This is a genomic window from Streptomyces sp. NBC_01217 (assembly GCF_035994185.1).
Classification (GTDB): Bacteria; Actinomycetota; Actinomycetes; order Streptomycetales; family Streptomycetaceae; genus Streptomyces.
Map to the genome: position 1 here is coordinate 5,547,983 of NZ_CP108538.1, position 15,503 is coordinate 5,563,485.

Here is a 15,503-nt window from a genome sequence, read left to right on the forward strand (position 1 = left end):
AGGGCCGGAACTCCGCGGGGAGTTCCGGCCCTTCGTGTGTGCGGCACGCCGGGCGTGCCGGGGTGCCCTACTTCTTGATCACCAGGGTGCCGGCGGCACGGTCGTGCCAGCCCTGCAGCTTCCCGGAGTTGTCGAAGAACGGCGAGAGGTAGACGAGGATGGCGCCGATGTAGCAGAGGAACGCGCCGACGATCGGAATGATGTAGCGGATGAAGCCGGAGCCGAGACCCGGGTTCTGACCGGTGTTCTCCTTCACGACACGCAGACCGACGGCGAGCTTGCCCACGGTCGCGCCGACGAGCGAGATCATCAGCCACTCGTAGAGCAGCGTGAAGACGGCGATCACTGCGATCCAGGTGAACATCGCGGTGACGATGCCAGCGCTGGCGTCATTCATGCACGAGGTGTAGTCCGCCGAGTTGGGGTCGCAGTCGTTGGCGATGCCCACCGCGCCGGCCAGACCGATCCCCATGATGATGCTGAGGATGACGCCGATGACGACGCCGTCGATGGCGCGAGCGCCGAGGCGGCGGCCCATTGAGGCGACCTGGACGGTACCCAAGACCGGGACGTTTATGTAGCCGTTGTTGGCCTGGAGCGTGCCCGGGGCCTGCTGCGGGTATCCGTAACCGGGCTGGCCTTGCGGCGCCTGACCGGGCTGCTGCGGGTAGCCATAGCCGGGCTGGCCCTGCTGCGGGGGTACGCCCTGCGGCGGCTGCTGCGGGTATCCGTAACCGGGCTGGCCCTGCGGCGGCTGGCCGGGCTGTTGGCCGTACGGATTGTTCGGGTTCGGGTCGCCGAAGCTCATCTGGGGCGTTCCTCCAACGTGCATGCGGGGACGATGCGGCCGCACGGAGGAAAGAAAAGGCCAGTGGTCCGCCCCCCGGTACTTCTGCGGCACTGCGGCCATAATCGTTATAAGTGGAGTGTAAGTTTGTCTAGTCGTGGCGGCTGGATGTTGCCCAAGTGCAACCTCGTGTCCGCCGTCGGCACCCAGAATTGGTATGCGGGTGGGGTCATCCGCGAGTATGGGGACATGACTGCCCAGATTCTCGATGGCAAGGCCACCGCAGCCGCGATCAAGTCCGATCTCACCGTCCGCGTGGCGGCCCTCAAGGCGCAGGGCATCACCCCTGGCCTGGGAACCCTGCTCGTCGGGGACGACCCGGGCAGCCGGTGGTACGTGAACGGCAAGCACCGCGACTGCGCACAGGTCGGCATCGCCTCCATCCAGCGCGAACTCCCCGACACCGCCACCCAGGAGGAGATCGAGGACGTCGTACGGGAGCTCAACGCCAACCCCGAGTGCACGGGGTACATCGTGCAGCTTCCCCTTCCCAAGGGAATCGACACCAACCGCGTCCTGGAACTGATGGATCCGGCCAAGGACGCCGACGGCCTGCACCCGATGAACCTCGGACGCCTCGTGCTGAACGAGAAGGGCCCGCTGCCCTGCACCCCGCAGGGCGTCGTCCAGCTGCTCCGCCACCACGGCGTGGAGATCAATGGGGCGCACGTCGTGGTCGTCGGCCGCGGTGTCACCATCGGCCGCTCGATCCCGCTGCTGCTGACCCGTAAGTCCGAGAACGCCACCGTCACCCAGTGCCACACCGGTACGCGTGACCTCTCCGCCCAGCTCAGGCAGGCCGACATCATCGTCGCCGCCGCCGGTGTGCCGCACATCATCAAGCCCGAGGACGTGAAGCCGGGCGCGGCCGTGCTCGACGTCGGCGTCAGCCGGGACGAGAACGGCAAGATCGTCGGGGACGTCCACCCGGGTGTGGCCGAGGTCGCCGCGTGGATCTCCCCCAACCCGGGCGGTGTCGGCCCGATGACCCGCGCCCAGCTGCTCGTCAACGTGGTCGAGGCGGCCGAGCTCCTCGCAGCCGACGCCGTCTGAGCCGGCCGACCCGATCCGGAAGGAGCCCCATGGGTGCTGGTACGAGTCCGGCCGACCCGGCCGCCGAGGAGGACCGGACGTCTCCGGCGCCGTCGGGCGCGGAGGTGTCCGGTGCGGATGCGGCGGACGGGGCCGCGCCCGGTGAGGAGGCCGCAGCCCGTGAAGGGGCGGCCGTCCGGGCCGATGCGGAGTCCGGCGACGCGGACGGGGGCGCGGACCGGGCGGAGGACACTCGCCCCGAGGCCGCTGCGGCCGACGCCCCGCACAGCGCGCCGCGTGCGTCGCGGAGGTTCCCGTCGTTCACCCGGGACACCGCGCGTCCCGAGGGCGGCGGCCGGGCCGCGTCCGGGGACGCGCCCGCGCCGGCCCGGCAGTGGCCGCTCCTCGCCGTGCTCTGCACGGCCGGATTCGGGCTGCTGATCGTGGCCGTCGACCCCTTCGCCGAGGCCTTCCGGATCGGCACGATGCTGATCGGCGCGGCCCTCATCGGGGGTGCCGTGCTGCGGCTGGTCGTCCCGTCGGTGGGCATGCTGGCGGTCCGGTCCCGCTTCACCGACCTGGTGACGTACGGGCTGCTCGGCTTCCTCATCGTGATGCTCGCGCTGGTGGCGCAGCCCAAGCCGTGGCTGGACCTCCCGTTCCTGGAGGACGCGGTCCACTTCACGATCCGCTGAACGATCCGCTCCTGAACGATCCGCTCCTGAACGACCCCCTGAGCGACCCGTTGAACGGTCCGCCGAGGACGGTGTCCGTCCCCTCCCCCGAGAAGGGACGGACACCCGAGGACGGGCGGCCACCGGAGCGCGGGCGCTCCGGATCGTGGTGACTTGAGCGGCCTTGCCCCCGTCCTGACTTCAGCCTCGTGGACGGCGAACACCGGTACAAGGAATCCCTGTTGCCTGTGGCACGGAAGTGACCATTCCGCCACGGTGTGATCGCCGGGCAACATGAGCACGCCAATACCGGGGCGCGCAGGGTCGTATCCCGAGCCCCGAACGCCCCCGTGCGCCCCGCTTCCAGGAACAGTTGTCCCGCGCTCGCGCGTACTCCTGGGTAGTCCGGAACGGAAGCAGAAAGCGGAAGCAGAAAGCGGAAGCAGAAGCGGATCCGGACCGGGCACGGGGAAACAAGGGGGAGCGATGCCTCGTTGGAAGGCGCTGTCGGACGAACTCGATCCGCAGGTCAGGGAGTTCGCCGGACAGCTGCGCAAACTCGTCGACCGCGGAGGGCTGAGCATCGCCGCGGTCGCCGATCGCACGGGCTACAGCAGGACGTCGTGGGAGCGCTATCTGAGCGGGCGTCTGCTCGCGCCCATAGGAGCAATCGTCGCTCTCGCCGAGGTGACGGGCACCAACCAGGTGCATCTGACGACCATGTGGGAGCTGGCCGAGCGGGCCTGGAGCCGTTCCGAGATGCGCCAGGACAGGACGGTCGAGCCCTTCAGGGTCTCCCAGGCGCGTGCGGCGCTCCCGTTGGCGGCGCCGCAGCAGTCGCCGCGAGCGGGCCGCCCAAGTGGCGGCCGCACACGGCCCGCTGTGCTCCTCGCGGCGGCGGTCGGCGCACTGCTCGTCCTGGCCGGGGCGGTGCTGCTGGCGGCGGCGGGCCGGTGACGACGGTGGTGGGGCGCCCCACCACCGCACGCCCCGCCACCAGGCCCACCACCGGCCCCACCGCCGGGCCCGCCGCCTCCCGGGTGAGCGGGTACGGCCGGGTGAGCGCTGTGTGACGGGTTGTGTGCGGTGCCACAGGGGGCCGGGCGGTCGGGAGGTTCCGGGTCGGATAGCCTGACCGCTGGATATCTCTTCACATCAAGATTCAGGGATGTCCAGCACCAGGGGCAGGGACCCCCACCGCCAGCTGTCTAACGGAGATCGCCATGACCCGCACTCCCGTGAATGTCACCGTGACCGGCGCAGCCGGCCAGATCGGCTACGCGCTGCTCTTCCGCATCGCCTCCGGCCACCTGCTCGGCCCGGACGTGCCGGTCAACCTGCGCCTCCTTGAGATCCCGCAGGGGCTGAAGGCCGCCGAGGGCACCGCGATGGAGCTCGACGACTGCGCCTTCCCGTTGCTGCGCAACATCGAGATCACCGACGACGCCAACGTCGGCTTCGCCGGTGCCAACGTCGCCCTGCTCGTCGGCGCCCGCCCGCGCACGAAGGGCATGGAGCGCGGTGACCTGCTCTCCGCCAACGGCGGCATCTTCAAGCCGCAGGGCAAGGCCATCAACGACAACGCCGCGGACGACATCAAGGTCCTCGTCGTCGGCAACCCGGCGAACACCAACGCGCTCATCGCGCAGGCCGCCGCCCCGGACGTACCGGCCGAGCGCTTCACCGCGATGACCCGCCTCGACCACAACCGCGCGATTTCGCAGCTGGCCGCGAAGACCGGTGCCGCCGTCTCCGACATCAAGAAGCTGACGATCTGGGGCAACCACTCGGCGACCCAGTACCCGGACATCTTCCACGCGGAGGTCGCGGGCAAGAACGCCGCCGAGCTCGTCAACGACGAGGCGTGGCTGGCCGACACCTTCATCCCGACCGTCGCCAAGCGCGGCGCCGCGATCATCGAGGCCCGTGGCGCGTCCTCGGCCGCCTCCGCCGCCAACGCCGCGATCGACCACATCCACACCTGGGTGAACGGCACCGCCGCCGGTGACTGGACCTCCATGGGTATCCCGTCGGACGGCTCCTACGGTGTGCCCGAGGGCATCATCTCGTCCTTCCCGGTCACCACGAAGGACGGCAAGTACGAGATCGTCCAGGGCCTGGACATCAACGAGTTCTCCCGCTCGCGCATCGACGCGTCGGTGCAGGAGCTCATCGAGGAGCGCGACGCGGTTCGCGAGCTCGGCCTGATCTGATCGTCACGCCCCCGAGGCGTACACCACCGCCCCCGGCAGCAGTCGCTGCCGGGGGCGGTGGTGTCGTGGGGCGCCTATCCCTTGCGCAGTTCGTCCGCGATCTCGTGTACGGCCGCCATGGCCCGGCGCTGCAGTCCGGCGCCGAAGGTGATCCGGGCGGCACCCAGCTCCCCCAGCCGGCGCGGGGCCGGACCGTCCGGGCGGGCGAGGGCGTTGAGCGGGACGGGTACGGCGGCGGCCAGCCGGGGCAGGGCCTCGGGCGGCGCCATGATCGGGTAGACGCAGTCCGCGCCCGCCGCCACGTACAGCAGGGCGCGGCGGACCGTCTCCGTCTCCGCCTCCTCGCCCGTGCCGCCCTGGACGTACGTGTCGACGCGGGTGTTGACGAAGAGGCTGTCGCCGGCGACCGCCCGTATCTCCGCCAGCCGGTCCGCCTGCCGCTCGGCCTCGACGAGGGTGCCGTCGGCCGAGTCCTCCAGATTGCAGCCGACAACTCCGGTTTCCAGGAGGCGTTCCACGAGTTCCCCGGGCGCAAGACCGTAACCCGCCTCGATGTCCGCCGAGACGGGGACGGCGGCCGGGACGGCGCGCACGATCCTGGCCACGGCCGCGAACATCTCGGCGGCGGGCGTCGCCCCGTCCTCGTAACCGAGCGAGGCCGCGACCCCGCCGCTGGGCGTAGCGAGAGCCGGGAAGCCCGCGTCGGCGAAGGCACGGGCGCTCGCCGCGTCCCACGGGCCGGGGAGGACCAGCGGATCGCCGGGCGTGCGGTCGTGGTGCAGGGCGCGCAGAACAGATGCGGTCAACGCGGGGGCTCCCGGGGTCGGTCCGAGGGTGCGGGCGGCGTGCGGGGCGTGCGGGCGGGGTCAGTGCCTGGTCTCGGCCGGCTTGTAGTGACCGGGGACCAGCCGGGTGGTCACGGCGAAGCGGTTCCAGGCGTTGATCGTCGTGATCGCGGCGACGAGGTGGGCCAGCTCGGTCTCGTCGAAGTGCTTGGCGGCCTTCTCCCACACCTTGTCCGGCACGAAGCCGTCGGTCAGCACGGTCACCGCCTCGGTCAGCTCGATGGCCGCGATCTCCTTCGGCGTGTAGTAGTGCTGCGACTCCTCCCACGCGCTGAGCTGCACGATCCGCTCGATGGACTCGCCCGCCGCGAGCGCGTCCTTGGTGTGCATGTCGAGGCAGAACGCGCAGTGGTTGAGCTGCGAGGCGCGGATCTTCACCAGCTCCCCCACGACCGGGTCGAGGCCCCTGCGGGACGCCGCGTCCAGCCGGATCATGGCCTTGTAGACATCGGGGGCGAGCTCGGCCCAGTTCGTACGGGGGGTGTGCTCGGGGTTGAGTGCGGAGGTCGGGTGGTGGTGCTCGTTCGTCGTCATGGCTACGACGTTACGGCGCGGATGGCGCACCGGTATGGTCCATTTACATGACAGATTACTGGGCCACTTTCGGTGCCGACCTGCATCTGGAGACAAAGGGCGCGGCAGGGCTGCGGGCCGGGCTCATGGACGCCCTGCGCGAGGCCGTACGGACGGGGCGGCTGACGCCCGGCACCCGGCTGCCGTCCTCCCGCAGCCTCGCCGTCGACCTCGGCATCGCCCGGAACACCGTTGCCGACGCGTACGCGGAGCTGGTCGCCGAGGGGTGGCTCACCGCCCGCCAGGGTTCGGGGACCAGGGTGGCACAGCGGGCCGAGCCGCGCCGGGCGGCCACCCGGACGGTGCGGTCCAGGCCGGTGCCGTCCCGGTCCGCCCACAACCTGCTGCCCGGATCGCCCGACCTCTCGACGTTCCCCCGCGCGGACTGGCTCAAGGCCGCCCGCCGCGCCCTGGCCGCCGCCCCCAACGACGCCTTCGGGTACGGCGATCCGCGCGGACGCATCGAGCTGCGCACCGTACTCGCCGACTATCTGGCGCGTGCCCGCGGTGTGTACGCCGACCCGGAGCGGATCGTGATCTGCGCCGGGTTCGTACAGGCGCTGAAGCTGATGGGCACGGTGCTGCGCAAGCGGCGGGTGCGGGAGGTGGCCGTCGAGTCGTACGGACTGGACGTGCACTGGAACCTGCTCGCCGACGCCGGGCTGCGCCTGCCCTGTCTGCCGGTCGACGGACTGGGGGCCAGGACCGGTGAACTGGCCGGGCTCCGCGGTGTGGGCGCGGTCCTGATGACACCCGCGCACCAGTTCCCGACGGGGGTGCCGCTCCATCCCGACCGGCGGGCCGCGGCGGTCGACTGGGCGCGCGGCACGGGCGGGCTGATCCTGGAGGACGACTACGACGGAGAGTTCCGCTACGACCGGCAGCCGGTCGGCGCGCTCCAGGGCCTCGATCCCGAACACGTCGTCCACCTGGGGACGACGAGCAAGTCGCTGGCGCCGGGACTGCGGCTCGGGTGGATGGTGCTGCCGGAGAACCTGGTGGGGGAGGTGGCCGAGGCCAAGGGGGTGAGCGACTGGTCGTCGAGCGCGCTGGAACAGCTGACGCTCGCGGAGTTCATCGCATCGGGTGCGTACGACCGTCATGTGCGCTCGATGCGGCTGCGCTACCGCCGCCGCCGCGACCAGCTCGTCGCGGTCCTGGCGGAACGCGCACCCGGTGTCCGGATCAGCGGAATCGCCGCCGGGCTGCACGCCGTGCTCGAACTCCCCGAGGGCAGCGAGCCGTCGGTGATGCGGTCGGCCGCCTGGCAGGGGCTGGCGCTGGAGGGATTCTCGCGCTTCCGGCACCCGGACGCGGCACCGGCGCGCGATGCGCTGGTCATCGGTTACGGGACGCCGACCGACAGCGCCTGGACGGGCGCGCTTGACGCGCTCTGCCGGGTGCTGCCCTGAAGCCGGTTCCTCTACGGCCCCGGGACGGCGGGTTCGGCCTGTTCGGGGGCATCCGCCGGGGCCTCGCCGAACCGGGCCAGGGCCAGCGCACCCGCCACCGCCACCAGGAATCCGGCCACCGCCAGCCAGCCGAGGCCTTCGCGGGTACGGTCCCCGAGCCAGACGACGCCCACCAGCGCCGGGCCGATCGTCTCGCCGAGCACCATGCCGGCCGTCGCCGTCGTCACCGAACCGCGCTGCAGCGCCGAGGTGAGCAGCAGGAACGCCGAACCGCCGCCCAGCAGCAGGGCGTACACGGCAGGGTTGGCGAGCAGCGCCGCCGGGGACACGTCGTCGATCAGCCGGACCGTGACCTCCACCACCCCGAAACCGCACCCCGCGCCGAGCCCCAGCACGAACGCCCGCGGCCTCTGAGGCAGGCGCCCGGCCGCCGCGCCGATCAGCAGAATGCCCAGCGAGATCCCCAGCATCGTCCAGCCCAGGGCCGCCGGACCGGTTTCGCCGCCCTCGCTGCCGGAGGCGAGCCCCAGCATGCCCAGGCCCGCGCAGACGGTGCCGACCGCGGTCCACTCGACACCGCTCAGCCGCACCTTCAGCAGCCGGGCGGCGACCACCGCCGTCACCGCGAGACTCGCCGCCAGGGCGGCGCCCACCGCATAGATCGGCAGCGACCGCAGAGCGATGATCTGGAGGACGAAGCCGAAGCCGTCGAGGGCGAGTCCGGCCAGGTAGCGCCACTGGCGCAGCGCGCGAAGCAGCAGCGCCGGATCGACCCCGGCGCCCGGCCCCGGCTCCGCGGCGGCCCGCGCGGCGACGGCCTGGAGGACGGAGGCCGTACCGAAGCAGACGGCGGCGCCGAGCGCGCAGATCATCCCGAGGACCACGGGGGGACTCTACTTGCGGAAGTTCGGTGCACCCGCTGTCGACCGCACTCCGCGGGCATCTAATCTGACGGATGGCCACGAGGGATGGCCGCACTGGTCCGATTCGTACGACGGGGTAACGGGGGCGACAGAGGCATGGCCATACGCAGGCTGAGGTCGAGCACGGTGGTGCTCGGCGGTATGGGGGTGCTCGCAGCGATGATCACCTCCTGTGGTTCGGAACCGGACAAGCGGTGCGTCGACCCGCTGACCCAGGACAAGCTGCCGAGCTACGAGTGCAAGAACGGCGACGGCAAGGGTTCGTACTACTACGGCGGCAGCAGCAAGAACGGCAAGGTGCAGGGCGGCAGCTTCAACAAGTCCGCGGTCGACAGCGGCGGCTTCGGCTGCTCGGGCACCGGCGGCGGCTGAACCGGTATGGAACGCCGCACCACACAGCCCCGTGCCGGCTGGCAGCGGACGGTGGAGGAGCAGGGAGTCGTCTATCCGCTGACCCGTTACCCCGACGGGTCGCTGCGCCCCTACTGGGACGAGAGCGCGTACTACGTCTTCTCGCTGCCCGAGGTCGAGGCGCTGGAGGACGTCGTCGAGGAACTGCACACGATGTGCCTGGCCGCCGCCGCGCACATCGTCGAGCAGGACCGCTTCGCCGACCTCGGCATCACCGACCGCCGACTGGCCGCCCTGATCGCCGAGTCCTGGCGCCGGCGCGGCGAACTGCCCTCCCTGTACGGCCGGTTCGACCTCTGCTACGACGGGACCGGTCCGGCGAAGATGCTGGAGTACAACGCCGACACCCCCACCTCACTCGTGGAGGCCGCCAGCGCCCAGTGGTTCTGGATGGAGGACCGCTTCCCGGGCGCCGACCAGTGGAACTCCCTCCATGAACGCCTCGTCGCCGCATGGAAGCGGCAGGCCGCACTGCTGCCGCCGGGACCGCTGCACTTCGCCCACTCCGAGGGGGACGAGATCGGCGAGGACCTGATGACGGTCGCCTATCTGCGGGAGACCGCCGAACAGGCCGGCATCGACACCGAGGCGCTCTCCGTCGAACAGATCGGCTGGGACCGGCTGACCGGGCGGTTCGTCGACGAACGGCTCCGCTTCATCCGCAGCTGCTTCAAGCTGTACCCGTGGGAGTGGCTGGCGACCGACCGCTTCGGGCCACATGTACTGGACACCCTAGACAACGGCGGCGGCACCGGCACCACCTGCTGGATCGAGCCCGCCTGGAAGATGCTCCTCTCCAACAAGGCGCTGCTGGCGATCCTCTGGGAGCTCTGTCCGGGGCACCCGAATCTGCTCCCTTCCTACCTCGACGGTCCGCGCGAACTGGCCGGGGAGGGGAACGGCAGCGGCTATGTCGCCAAGCCGCTGCTCGGCCGTGAAGGGGCCGGGGTCACGATCCATGAGCCGGGAGGCCCGGCGGTGCTGCGGGACGAGCCGTGCTGCTACCAGGAACTGGCGCCGCTGCCGGACTTCGACGGCAACCGGGTGGTGCTGGGGGCGTGGGTCGTGGAGGACGAGGCGGCCGGGCTCGGCATCCGGGAGTCGGCGGGGCCGGTCACGGACGAGTACGCCCGCTTCCTGCCCCACGTCATCCTCTAGGGCCTTTCCGGCACCTGTCGCGGCGGGACTCAGTCGCGCAGAACGCCCCGGAGCTGCTCCAGCCCCCAGTCCAGGTCCTCCTTGCTGATCACCAGCGGCGGGGCGATCCGGATCGTCGAGCCATGGGTGTCCTTGACCAGCACCCCGCGGTCCATCAGCTTCTCGGAGATCTCCCGTCCGGTGCCGTGGCTCGGGGCGATGTCGACTCCCGCCCACAGCCCCCGGCCCCGTACCGCCTCCACCGCGCCCCCGCCCACCAGCAGCCCCAGCTCCTGGTGCAGGTGCTCGCCCAGCTCGGTGGCCCGCTGCTGGAACTCGCCGGACCGGAGCATCGCGATGACCTCCAGCGCCACCGCGCAGGCCAGGGGATTCCCGCCGAACGTCGAACCGTGCTCGCCGGGCCGGTAGACCCCGAGCACGTCCTTCGACGAGACCACCGCCGACACCGGCACCACGCCACCGCCCAGCGCCTTGCCGAGCACATACATGTCCGGCACGACACCCTCGTGCTCACACGCGAAGGTCTTCCCGGTCCGGCCCAGGCCCGACTGGATCTCGTCCGCGATGAACAGCACATTCCGCTCACGGGTGAGCTCACGCACCCCGGGGAGATAGCCCGGCGGCGGCACCAGCACCCCGGCCTCGCCCTGGATCGGCTCCAGCAGCACCGCCACGGTGTTCTCGGTCATCGCCTCCGCGAGCGCGGTCAGATCCCCGTACGGCACGATCTCGAACCCCGGCGTGTACGGACCGAAGTCCTCCCGCGCCTCCGGGTCCGTGGAGAAGCTGATGATCGTCGTCGTCCGGCCGTGGAAGTTGTTCGCGGCGACGATGATCTTCGCCATGCCGTCCGGGACGCCCTTCACCCGGTAGCCCCACTTGCGGGCGGTCTTCACCGCGGTCTCCACGGCCTCGGCGCCGGTGTTCATCGGCAGCACCGTCTCCATGCCGCACAACTCGGCGAGCTGCGTACAGAAATCGGCGAACCGGTCGTGGTAGAAGGCGCGCGAGGTGAGGGTCACCCGTTCCAGCTGTGCCTTGGCCGCGTCGAGCAGGCGCCGGTTGCCATGGCCGAAATTGAGCGCCGAGTACCCGGCGAGCATGTCGAGGTAGCGACGGCCCTCGACATCCGTCATCCAGGCCCCGTCCGCCGAAGCGACGACGACGGGCAGCGGATGGTAGTTGTGCGCGCTGTGCGCCTCGGCGGAGGCGATGGCGGTTTCCGTGGTCGACACGGGATCTCCGTTCGTCGTGCGGCGTGGGCTGGGGTGGTGCCCACTTTGTATCGTCGGTCGGAACCCTGTCGAGGAAACCTTCAATTCACGGCGCGCCCGCGTGCGCCCGTCCGCGCCCCTCCGCCCGCGCCCGCACCCCTTCCGTACCGGCTGCCGGAGTTCCGTTCCGCACCTGAGACAATGGGTTCCATGGCCTCTGAACGCCCCCGCGTGCTCTCCGGAATCCAGCCCACCGCAGGCTCGTTCCACCTCGGCAACTACCTCGGTGCGGTCCGCCAGTGGGTGGCGCTGCAGGAATCCCACGACGCCTTCTACATGGTCGTGGACCTGCATGCGATCACCGTTCCGCAGGACCCCGCGGAGCTGCGCGCGAACACCCGGCTCGCGGTCGCCCAGCTGCTCGCCGCCGGTCTCGACCCGGAGCGCTGCACGCTCTTCGTCCAGAGCCATGTCCCCGAGCACGCCCAGCTCGGCTGGATCATGAACTGCCTCACCGGCTTCGGCGAGGCGTCCCGCATGACGCAGTTCAAGGACAAGTCGGCCAAGCAGGGCGCCGACCGCACCACGGTCGGTCTCTTCACGTACCCGATGCTGATGGTCGCCGACATCCTGCTGTACCAGGCCGACCAGGTCCCGGTCGGCGAGGACCAGCGCCAGCACCTGGAGCTGACCCGCAACCTCGCCGAGCGGTTCAACACCGGCTACGGCGAGACGTTCACCGTGCCGGACCCGTACATCCTCAAGGAGACGGCGAAGATCTACGACCTCCAGGACCCGTCGTCGAAGATGAGCAAGTCGGCGGCCACCCCGAAGGGCCTGATCAACCTCCTGGACGAGCCGAAGGCCACCGCCAAGAAGGTGAAGAGCGCGGTAACCGACACGGACACGGTCATCCGCTTCGACCGGACCGGGAAGCCCGGTGTCAGCAACCTGCTGACCATCTACTCCACGCTGACCGACACCGGCATCGCGGATCTGGAGCAGAAGTACGAGGGCAAGGGCTACGGTGCGCTCAAGACCGACCTCGCCGAGGTCATGGTGGAGTTCGTCACACCGTTTCGCACCCGCACCCAGGAATACCTGGACGACCCGGAGACGCTTGACTCGATCCTGGCCAAGGGAGCGGAGAAGGCCAGGTCCGTCGCGGCTGAGACCCTGGCCCTGACGTACGACCGGATGGGCTTTCTGCCCGCGAAGCACTGAGTCCAAGGACCCTGGCGGTTTCACGGCCCCAGGGGTCACACTGGCGACGGGAAGTTGATCCGGTGGATGGCCGAAAACAGGCCATCGACCGTCGAGGATCATCCATCGAGGATTGAGGAGAGCGACGTGGGGACCGTAACGCTCGGCGTTTCGATCGCGGTCCCGGAGCCCTACGGCAGCCTGCTCCAGGAGCGGCGCGCGAGCTTCGGGGATCCTGCCGCGTACGGCATTCCCACCCACGTCACGCTTCTTCCACCGACCGTGGCGCAGGCGGCCGACCTGCCCGCGATCGAGGCGTATCTCGCGCAGATCGCCACGGGCGGCCGCCCCTTTCCGATGCGGCTGTCCGGCACGGGCACCTTCCGTCCGCTCTCGCCGGTCGTCTTCGTCCAGGTCGTCGAAGGGGCCTCGGCCTGCACCTGGCTGCAGAAGCGGGTCCGGGACGCCTCCGGGCCGCTGGTGCGCGAGCTCCAGTTCCCGTACCACCCGCATGTGACCGTGGCGCACGACATCCCCGAGCAGGCGATGGACCGGGCGTACGAGGAGCTCTCCGACTACGAGGCCTCCTGGACCTGCGCTTCCTTCGCGCTGTACGAGCAGGGCCCGGACGGCGTCTGGCGCAAGATCAACGAGTTCCCGTTCGGTGCCGGGGGCAGCGCGCCCGCCGTGCCCGCGCAGGGCGGCTCCGCCGTGGACGAGCCCTCCCTGCAGCCCTGAACTGTCTCCCGGACCGCCCCGGCGGCGCCCGAGGACCGGGCGGATTCAGACCGGCAGGCGCCGGAACAGCGGACGCGGCAGATGCCGCAGTGCCGACATCACTACACGCAGTGACCCCGGCACCCACACCGTCTCCGAACGCCGCCGCAGACCCGTCACGATCGCCTCGGCGACCGCGTCCGGAGTCGTCGTGAGAGGCGATGCCTCCAGAGGCGCGGCGGCGAACCGTGCCGCGGTGAGCCGCGGGGCCGCTGCCCCGGCCGTGGTTTTCGGGTGTACGACACCGGGGCGTACGACCATCACATGAACCCCTGTGCCGTACAGCGCGTCCCCCAGGCCCTGCGTGAACGCGTCCAGGCCTGCTTTGCTGGACCCGTAGATGAAATCGGCGCGACGGGCGCGCTCACCTGCCACCGAGGACAGCACCACCAGCGAGCCGTGCCCCTGCGCCTGGAGCGCGCCGGCGCACACCAGCCCGGCGGAGACGGCCCCCGTGTAGTTGGTCTGCGCGACCCGGACCGCGGAGAGCGGCTCCTCCTCGTCACGCCCCTGGTCGCCCGCGATGCCGAAGGCGAGGAGCACCATGTCGATGTCGCCCTCGGCGAAGATCTTGCCGAGTACGGTCTCGTGGGACTCGGAGTCGAGGGCGTCGAAGTCGACCGTACGGACGTCGGCGCCGCGTGCGCGCAGCCCGGCGGCGGCCGAGTCGAGGGCGGGGGAGGGGCGGCCGGCGAGCCGGACCGTACGGGTCCGGCGGGCGATCAGCCGGCGTGCGGTGGCGAGGGCGATCTCCGACGTGCCGCCGAGAACGAGCAGGGACTGCGGGGCACCGAAGGCGTCCTTCACGGAAACACTCCTTGCAGATGAATCGGACGAAGGGGAAAGGAAAGGGGGGATCGCGGCGCTCTCAGAGCGACAGGCGGCGTGACAGGTCCGAGCGGAACGCCCCGTTCGGGTCCAGCTCGGCGCGCAGCGACCGGAAGTCGGCCAGCCGTGGATACATCGCGGCCAGCATCTGGGGCCGCAGCCGGGAGTCCTTCGCCAGACAGACCCGGCCGCCGGCCCCGGCCACCTCCTCGTCCAGCGAGTCCAGGAACCGGGCCAGCCCCGGCAGGGCGGCGGGCAGATCGAGGGCGAGCGTCCAGCCGGGCATCGGGAACGACAGCCAGCCGGGGTCGCCCGCGCCGAACCGTTTGAGCACGGCGAGGAGCGACGGACAGCGCCGGTGGGAGATCCGGCGCACGATCCGGCGCAGCGTCTCCTCCTGTCCGTGCCCGACGACGAACTGGTAGCGCACGGACCCGCCGCGGCCGTGGATCCGGTTCCAGTGCGGCAGGCAGTCCAGGGGGTGGAAGAACGTGGACAGCCGCTGCAGTTCCCCGATGCGGTACTTGGGGGCCGTGCGGTAGCGGAGCTCGTTGAAGAGGGCGACGGAGGTGCGGCTGAGCAGCCCCTCCGGTACGAGGGCGGGGGTGGCGGGCAGCTGTCCGGGATTGAACGCGAGCGGAGTGTGCCGGGCGCGCGCCGGTAGCGCGTACCGGGGTACGTGCTCCCCTCGGGTGAGTACGGAGCGCCCTGTCGCCCGGCCGCGGGCGAGGAGATCGATCCAGGCGGCGGAGTAGCGGTAGCGGTGGTCCCCGGCGGAGAGCCTGGCCAGCAGGTCGTCCAGGTCGATGGTCCGTTCGGTGTCGACCGACATCCAGGAGCTGGTGACGCGGTGGCACCGGAGCGTGGCCGAGAGGATCACCCCCGTCAGGCCGAGGCCGCCCGCGGTCGCGTGGAAGAGATCGGTGCCGGGGCGGACCGTACGGATCTCGCCCTCGGCGGTCAGCAGCTCCAGCTGCTGGACGTGCCGGGAGAAGGAGCCGGAGAAGTGATGGTTGCGGCCGTGGATGTCGGCGCCGATCGCGCCGCCCACGGTGACATAACGGGTGGCCGGTGTGACGGGGACGAACCAGCCGAGCGGCAGCAGGACCTCCATCAGCCGGTGCAGGCTGACCCCGGCGTCGCAGACGACCAGGCCGGTCGCGGCGTCGATGGTGCGGATCCGGTTCAGCGCGGTCATGTCGAGGACGGAGCCGCCCGCGTTCTGTGCCGCGTCGCCGTGGGCCCGGCCGAGGCCCCGGGCGATGGAGCCGCGGGGCCCGCACCCGCGCACCGTCGCCGCCGCCTCCTCGTACGTACGGGGGCGAAAGCGCAGGGCGGTCGTCGGGGCGGTACGGCCCCAGCCGGTCAGGGACACGGTGTCGACAGACATGAT

Annotated in this window: 16 protein-coding genes; 9 read left to right on the top strand and 7 right to left on the bottom strand. The window is 70.9% G+C overall.

What is annotated here, in order from left to right; translation table 11 throughout:
• Positions 1-67: 67 nt before the first annotated feature.
• On the bottom strand, positions 68-808 hold the full coding sequence (locus tag OG507_RS24955; protein WP_327369401.1) for an RDD family protein: 741 nt from the start codon (positions 806-808) through the stop codon (positions 68-70).
• 228 nt (positions 809-1,036) lie between these two features.
• Between OG507_RS24955 and OG507_RS24960 the strand changes: the two genes are divergently transcribed.
• The 4 genes from OG507_RS24960 to OG507_RS24975 all read left to right on the top strand — a co-directional run bounded on the left by OG507_RS24960 (position 1,037) and on the right by OG507_RS24975 (position 4,766).
• Positions 1,037-1,900: a bifunctional methylenetetrahydrofolate dehydrogenase/methenyltetrahydrofolate cyclohydrolase gene (locus tag OG507_RS24960; protein WP_327369402.1), complete on the top strand. Its 864-nt coding sequence runs from the start codon at positions 1,037-1,039 to the stop codon at positions 1,898-1,900.
• Between the two features lie 29 nt (positions 1,901-1,929).
• Entirely contained in the window at positions 1,930-2,574 is a 645-nt protein-coding gene (locus OG507_RS24965) for a DUF3017 domain-containing protein (RefSeq protein WP_327369403.1), read from the top strand.
• A gap of 465 nt (positions 2,575-3,039) precedes the next feature.
• On the top strand, positions 3,040-3,510 hold the full coding sequence (locus OG507_RS24970) for a helix-turn-helix domain-containing protein (RefSeq protein ID WP_442811009.1): 471 nt from the start codon (positions 3,040-3,042) through the stop codon (positions 3,508-3,510).
• 266 nt (positions 3,511-3,776) lie between these two features.
• Positions 3,777-4,766 carry a malate dehydrogenase gene (locus OG507_RS24975; protein WP_327369404.1) on the top strand — a complete coding sequence of 330 codons (990 nt, stop codon included), beginning with the start codon at positions 3,777-3,779 and terminating at the stop codon, positions 4,764-4,766.
• A gap of 74 nt (positions 4,767-4,840) precedes the next feature.
• On the opposite strand, the gene OG507_RS24980 is transcribed toward OG507_RS24975, so the two are convergent.
• Together OG507_RS24980 and OG507_RS24985 are read right to left on the bottom strand one after the other, a co-directional pair.
• Positions 4,841-5,572, bottom strand: a complete 732-nt coding sequence (locus OG507_RS24980; protein ID WP_327369405.1) for an isocitrate lyase/PEP mutase family protein — start codon at positions 5,570-5,572, stop codon at positions 4,841-4,843.
• A 60-nt stretch (positions 5,573-5,632) separates the two neighbouring features.
• Positions 5,633-6,145, bottom strand: a complete 513-nt coding sequence (locus OG507_RS24985; RefSeq protein ID WP_327369406.1) for a carboxymuconolactone decarboxylase family protein — start codon at positions 6,143-6,145, stop codon at positions 5,633-5,635.
• Between the two features lie 47 nt (positions 6,146-6,192).
• Between OG507_RS24985 and pdxR the strand changes: the two genes are divergently transcribed.
• Positions 6,193-7,596 (top strand): MocR-like pyridoxine biosynthesis transcription factor PdxR, encoded by a 1,404-nt coding sequence (gene pdxR / locus OG507_RS24990; protein WP_327369407.1) that lies wholly within the window; start codon positions 6,193-6,195, stop codon positions 7,594-7,596.
• 11 nt (positions 7,597-7,607) lie between these two features.
• Here pdxR and OG507_RS24995 read toward each other — a convergent pair whose 3' ends face one another.
• A complete protein-coding gene (locus tag OG507_RS24995; protein ID WP_327372072.1) occupies positions 7,608-8,468 on the bottom strand; it encodes a hypothetical protein in 861 nt (286 codons plus the stop codon).
• A 147-nt stretch (positions 8,469-8,615) separates the two neighbouring features.
• Here OG507_RS24995 and OG507_RS25000 point away from each other — a divergent pair, with 147 nt between their 5' ends.
• Entirely contained in the window at positions 8,616-8,891 is a 276-nt protein-coding gene (locus OG507_RS25000; RefSeq protein WP_327369408.1) for a hypothetical protein, read from the top strand.
• A 6-nt stretch (positions 8,892-8,897) separates the two neighbouring features.
• Positions 8,898-10,088: a glutathionylspermidine synthase family protein gene (locus tag OG507_RS25005; protein WP_327369409.1), complete on the top strand. Its 1,191-nt coding sequence runs from the start codon at positions 8,898-8,900 to the stop codon at positions 10,086-10,088.
• Between the two features lie 29 nt (positions 10,089-10,117).
• On the opposite strand, the gene rocD is transcribed toward OG507_RS25005, so the two are convergent.
• Positions 10,118-11,323, bottom strand: coding sequence for an ornithine--oxo-acid transaminase (rocD, locus tag OG507_RS25010; RefSeq protein WP_327369410.1), 1,206 nt, complete (start codon positions 11,321-11,323; stop codon positions 10,118-10,120).
• Positions 11,324-11,512: 189 nt separating this feature from the next.
• Here rocD and trpS point away from each other — a divergent pair, with 189 nt between their 5' ends.
• Together trpS and OG507_RS25020 are read left to right on the top strand one after the other, a co-directional pair.
• Positions 11,513-12,526 carry a tryptophan--tRNA ligase gene (gene trpS, locus OG507_RS25015; RefSeq protein WP_327369411.1) on the top strand — a complete coding sequence of 338 codons (1,014 nt, stop codon included), beginning with the start codon at positions 11,513-11,515 and terminating at the stop codon, positions 12,524-12,526.
• Positions 12,527-12,652: 126 nt separating this feature from the next.
• The gene (locus OG507_RS25020) at positions 12,653-13,243 is read left to right on the top strand and encodes a 2'-5' RNA ligase family protein (RefSeq protein WP_327369412.1); all 591 of its coding nucleotides are present in this window, start codon (positions 12,653-12,655) and stop codon (positions 13,241-13,243) included.
• A 45-nt stretch (positions 13,244-13,288) separates the two neighbouring features.
• Here OG507_RS25020 and OG507_RS25025 read toward each other — a convergent pair whose 3' ends face one another.
• Complete coding sequence (locus tag OG507_RS25025; RefSeq protein ID WP_327369413.1) at positions 13,289-14,089, bottom strand: decaprenylphospho-beta-D-erythro-pentofuranosid-2-ulose 2-reductase; 801 nt, start codon at positions 14,087-14,089, stop codon at positions 13,289-13,291.
• 61 nt (positions 14,090-14,150) lie between these two features.
• On the bottom strand, positions 14,151-15,500 hold the full coding sequence (locus tag OG507_RS25030; RefSeq protein ID WP_327369414.1) for an FAD-binding oxidoreductase: 1,350 nt from the start codon (positions 15,498-15,500) through the stop codon (positions 14,151-14,153).
• Positions 15,501-15,503: the final 3 nt, after the last annotated feature.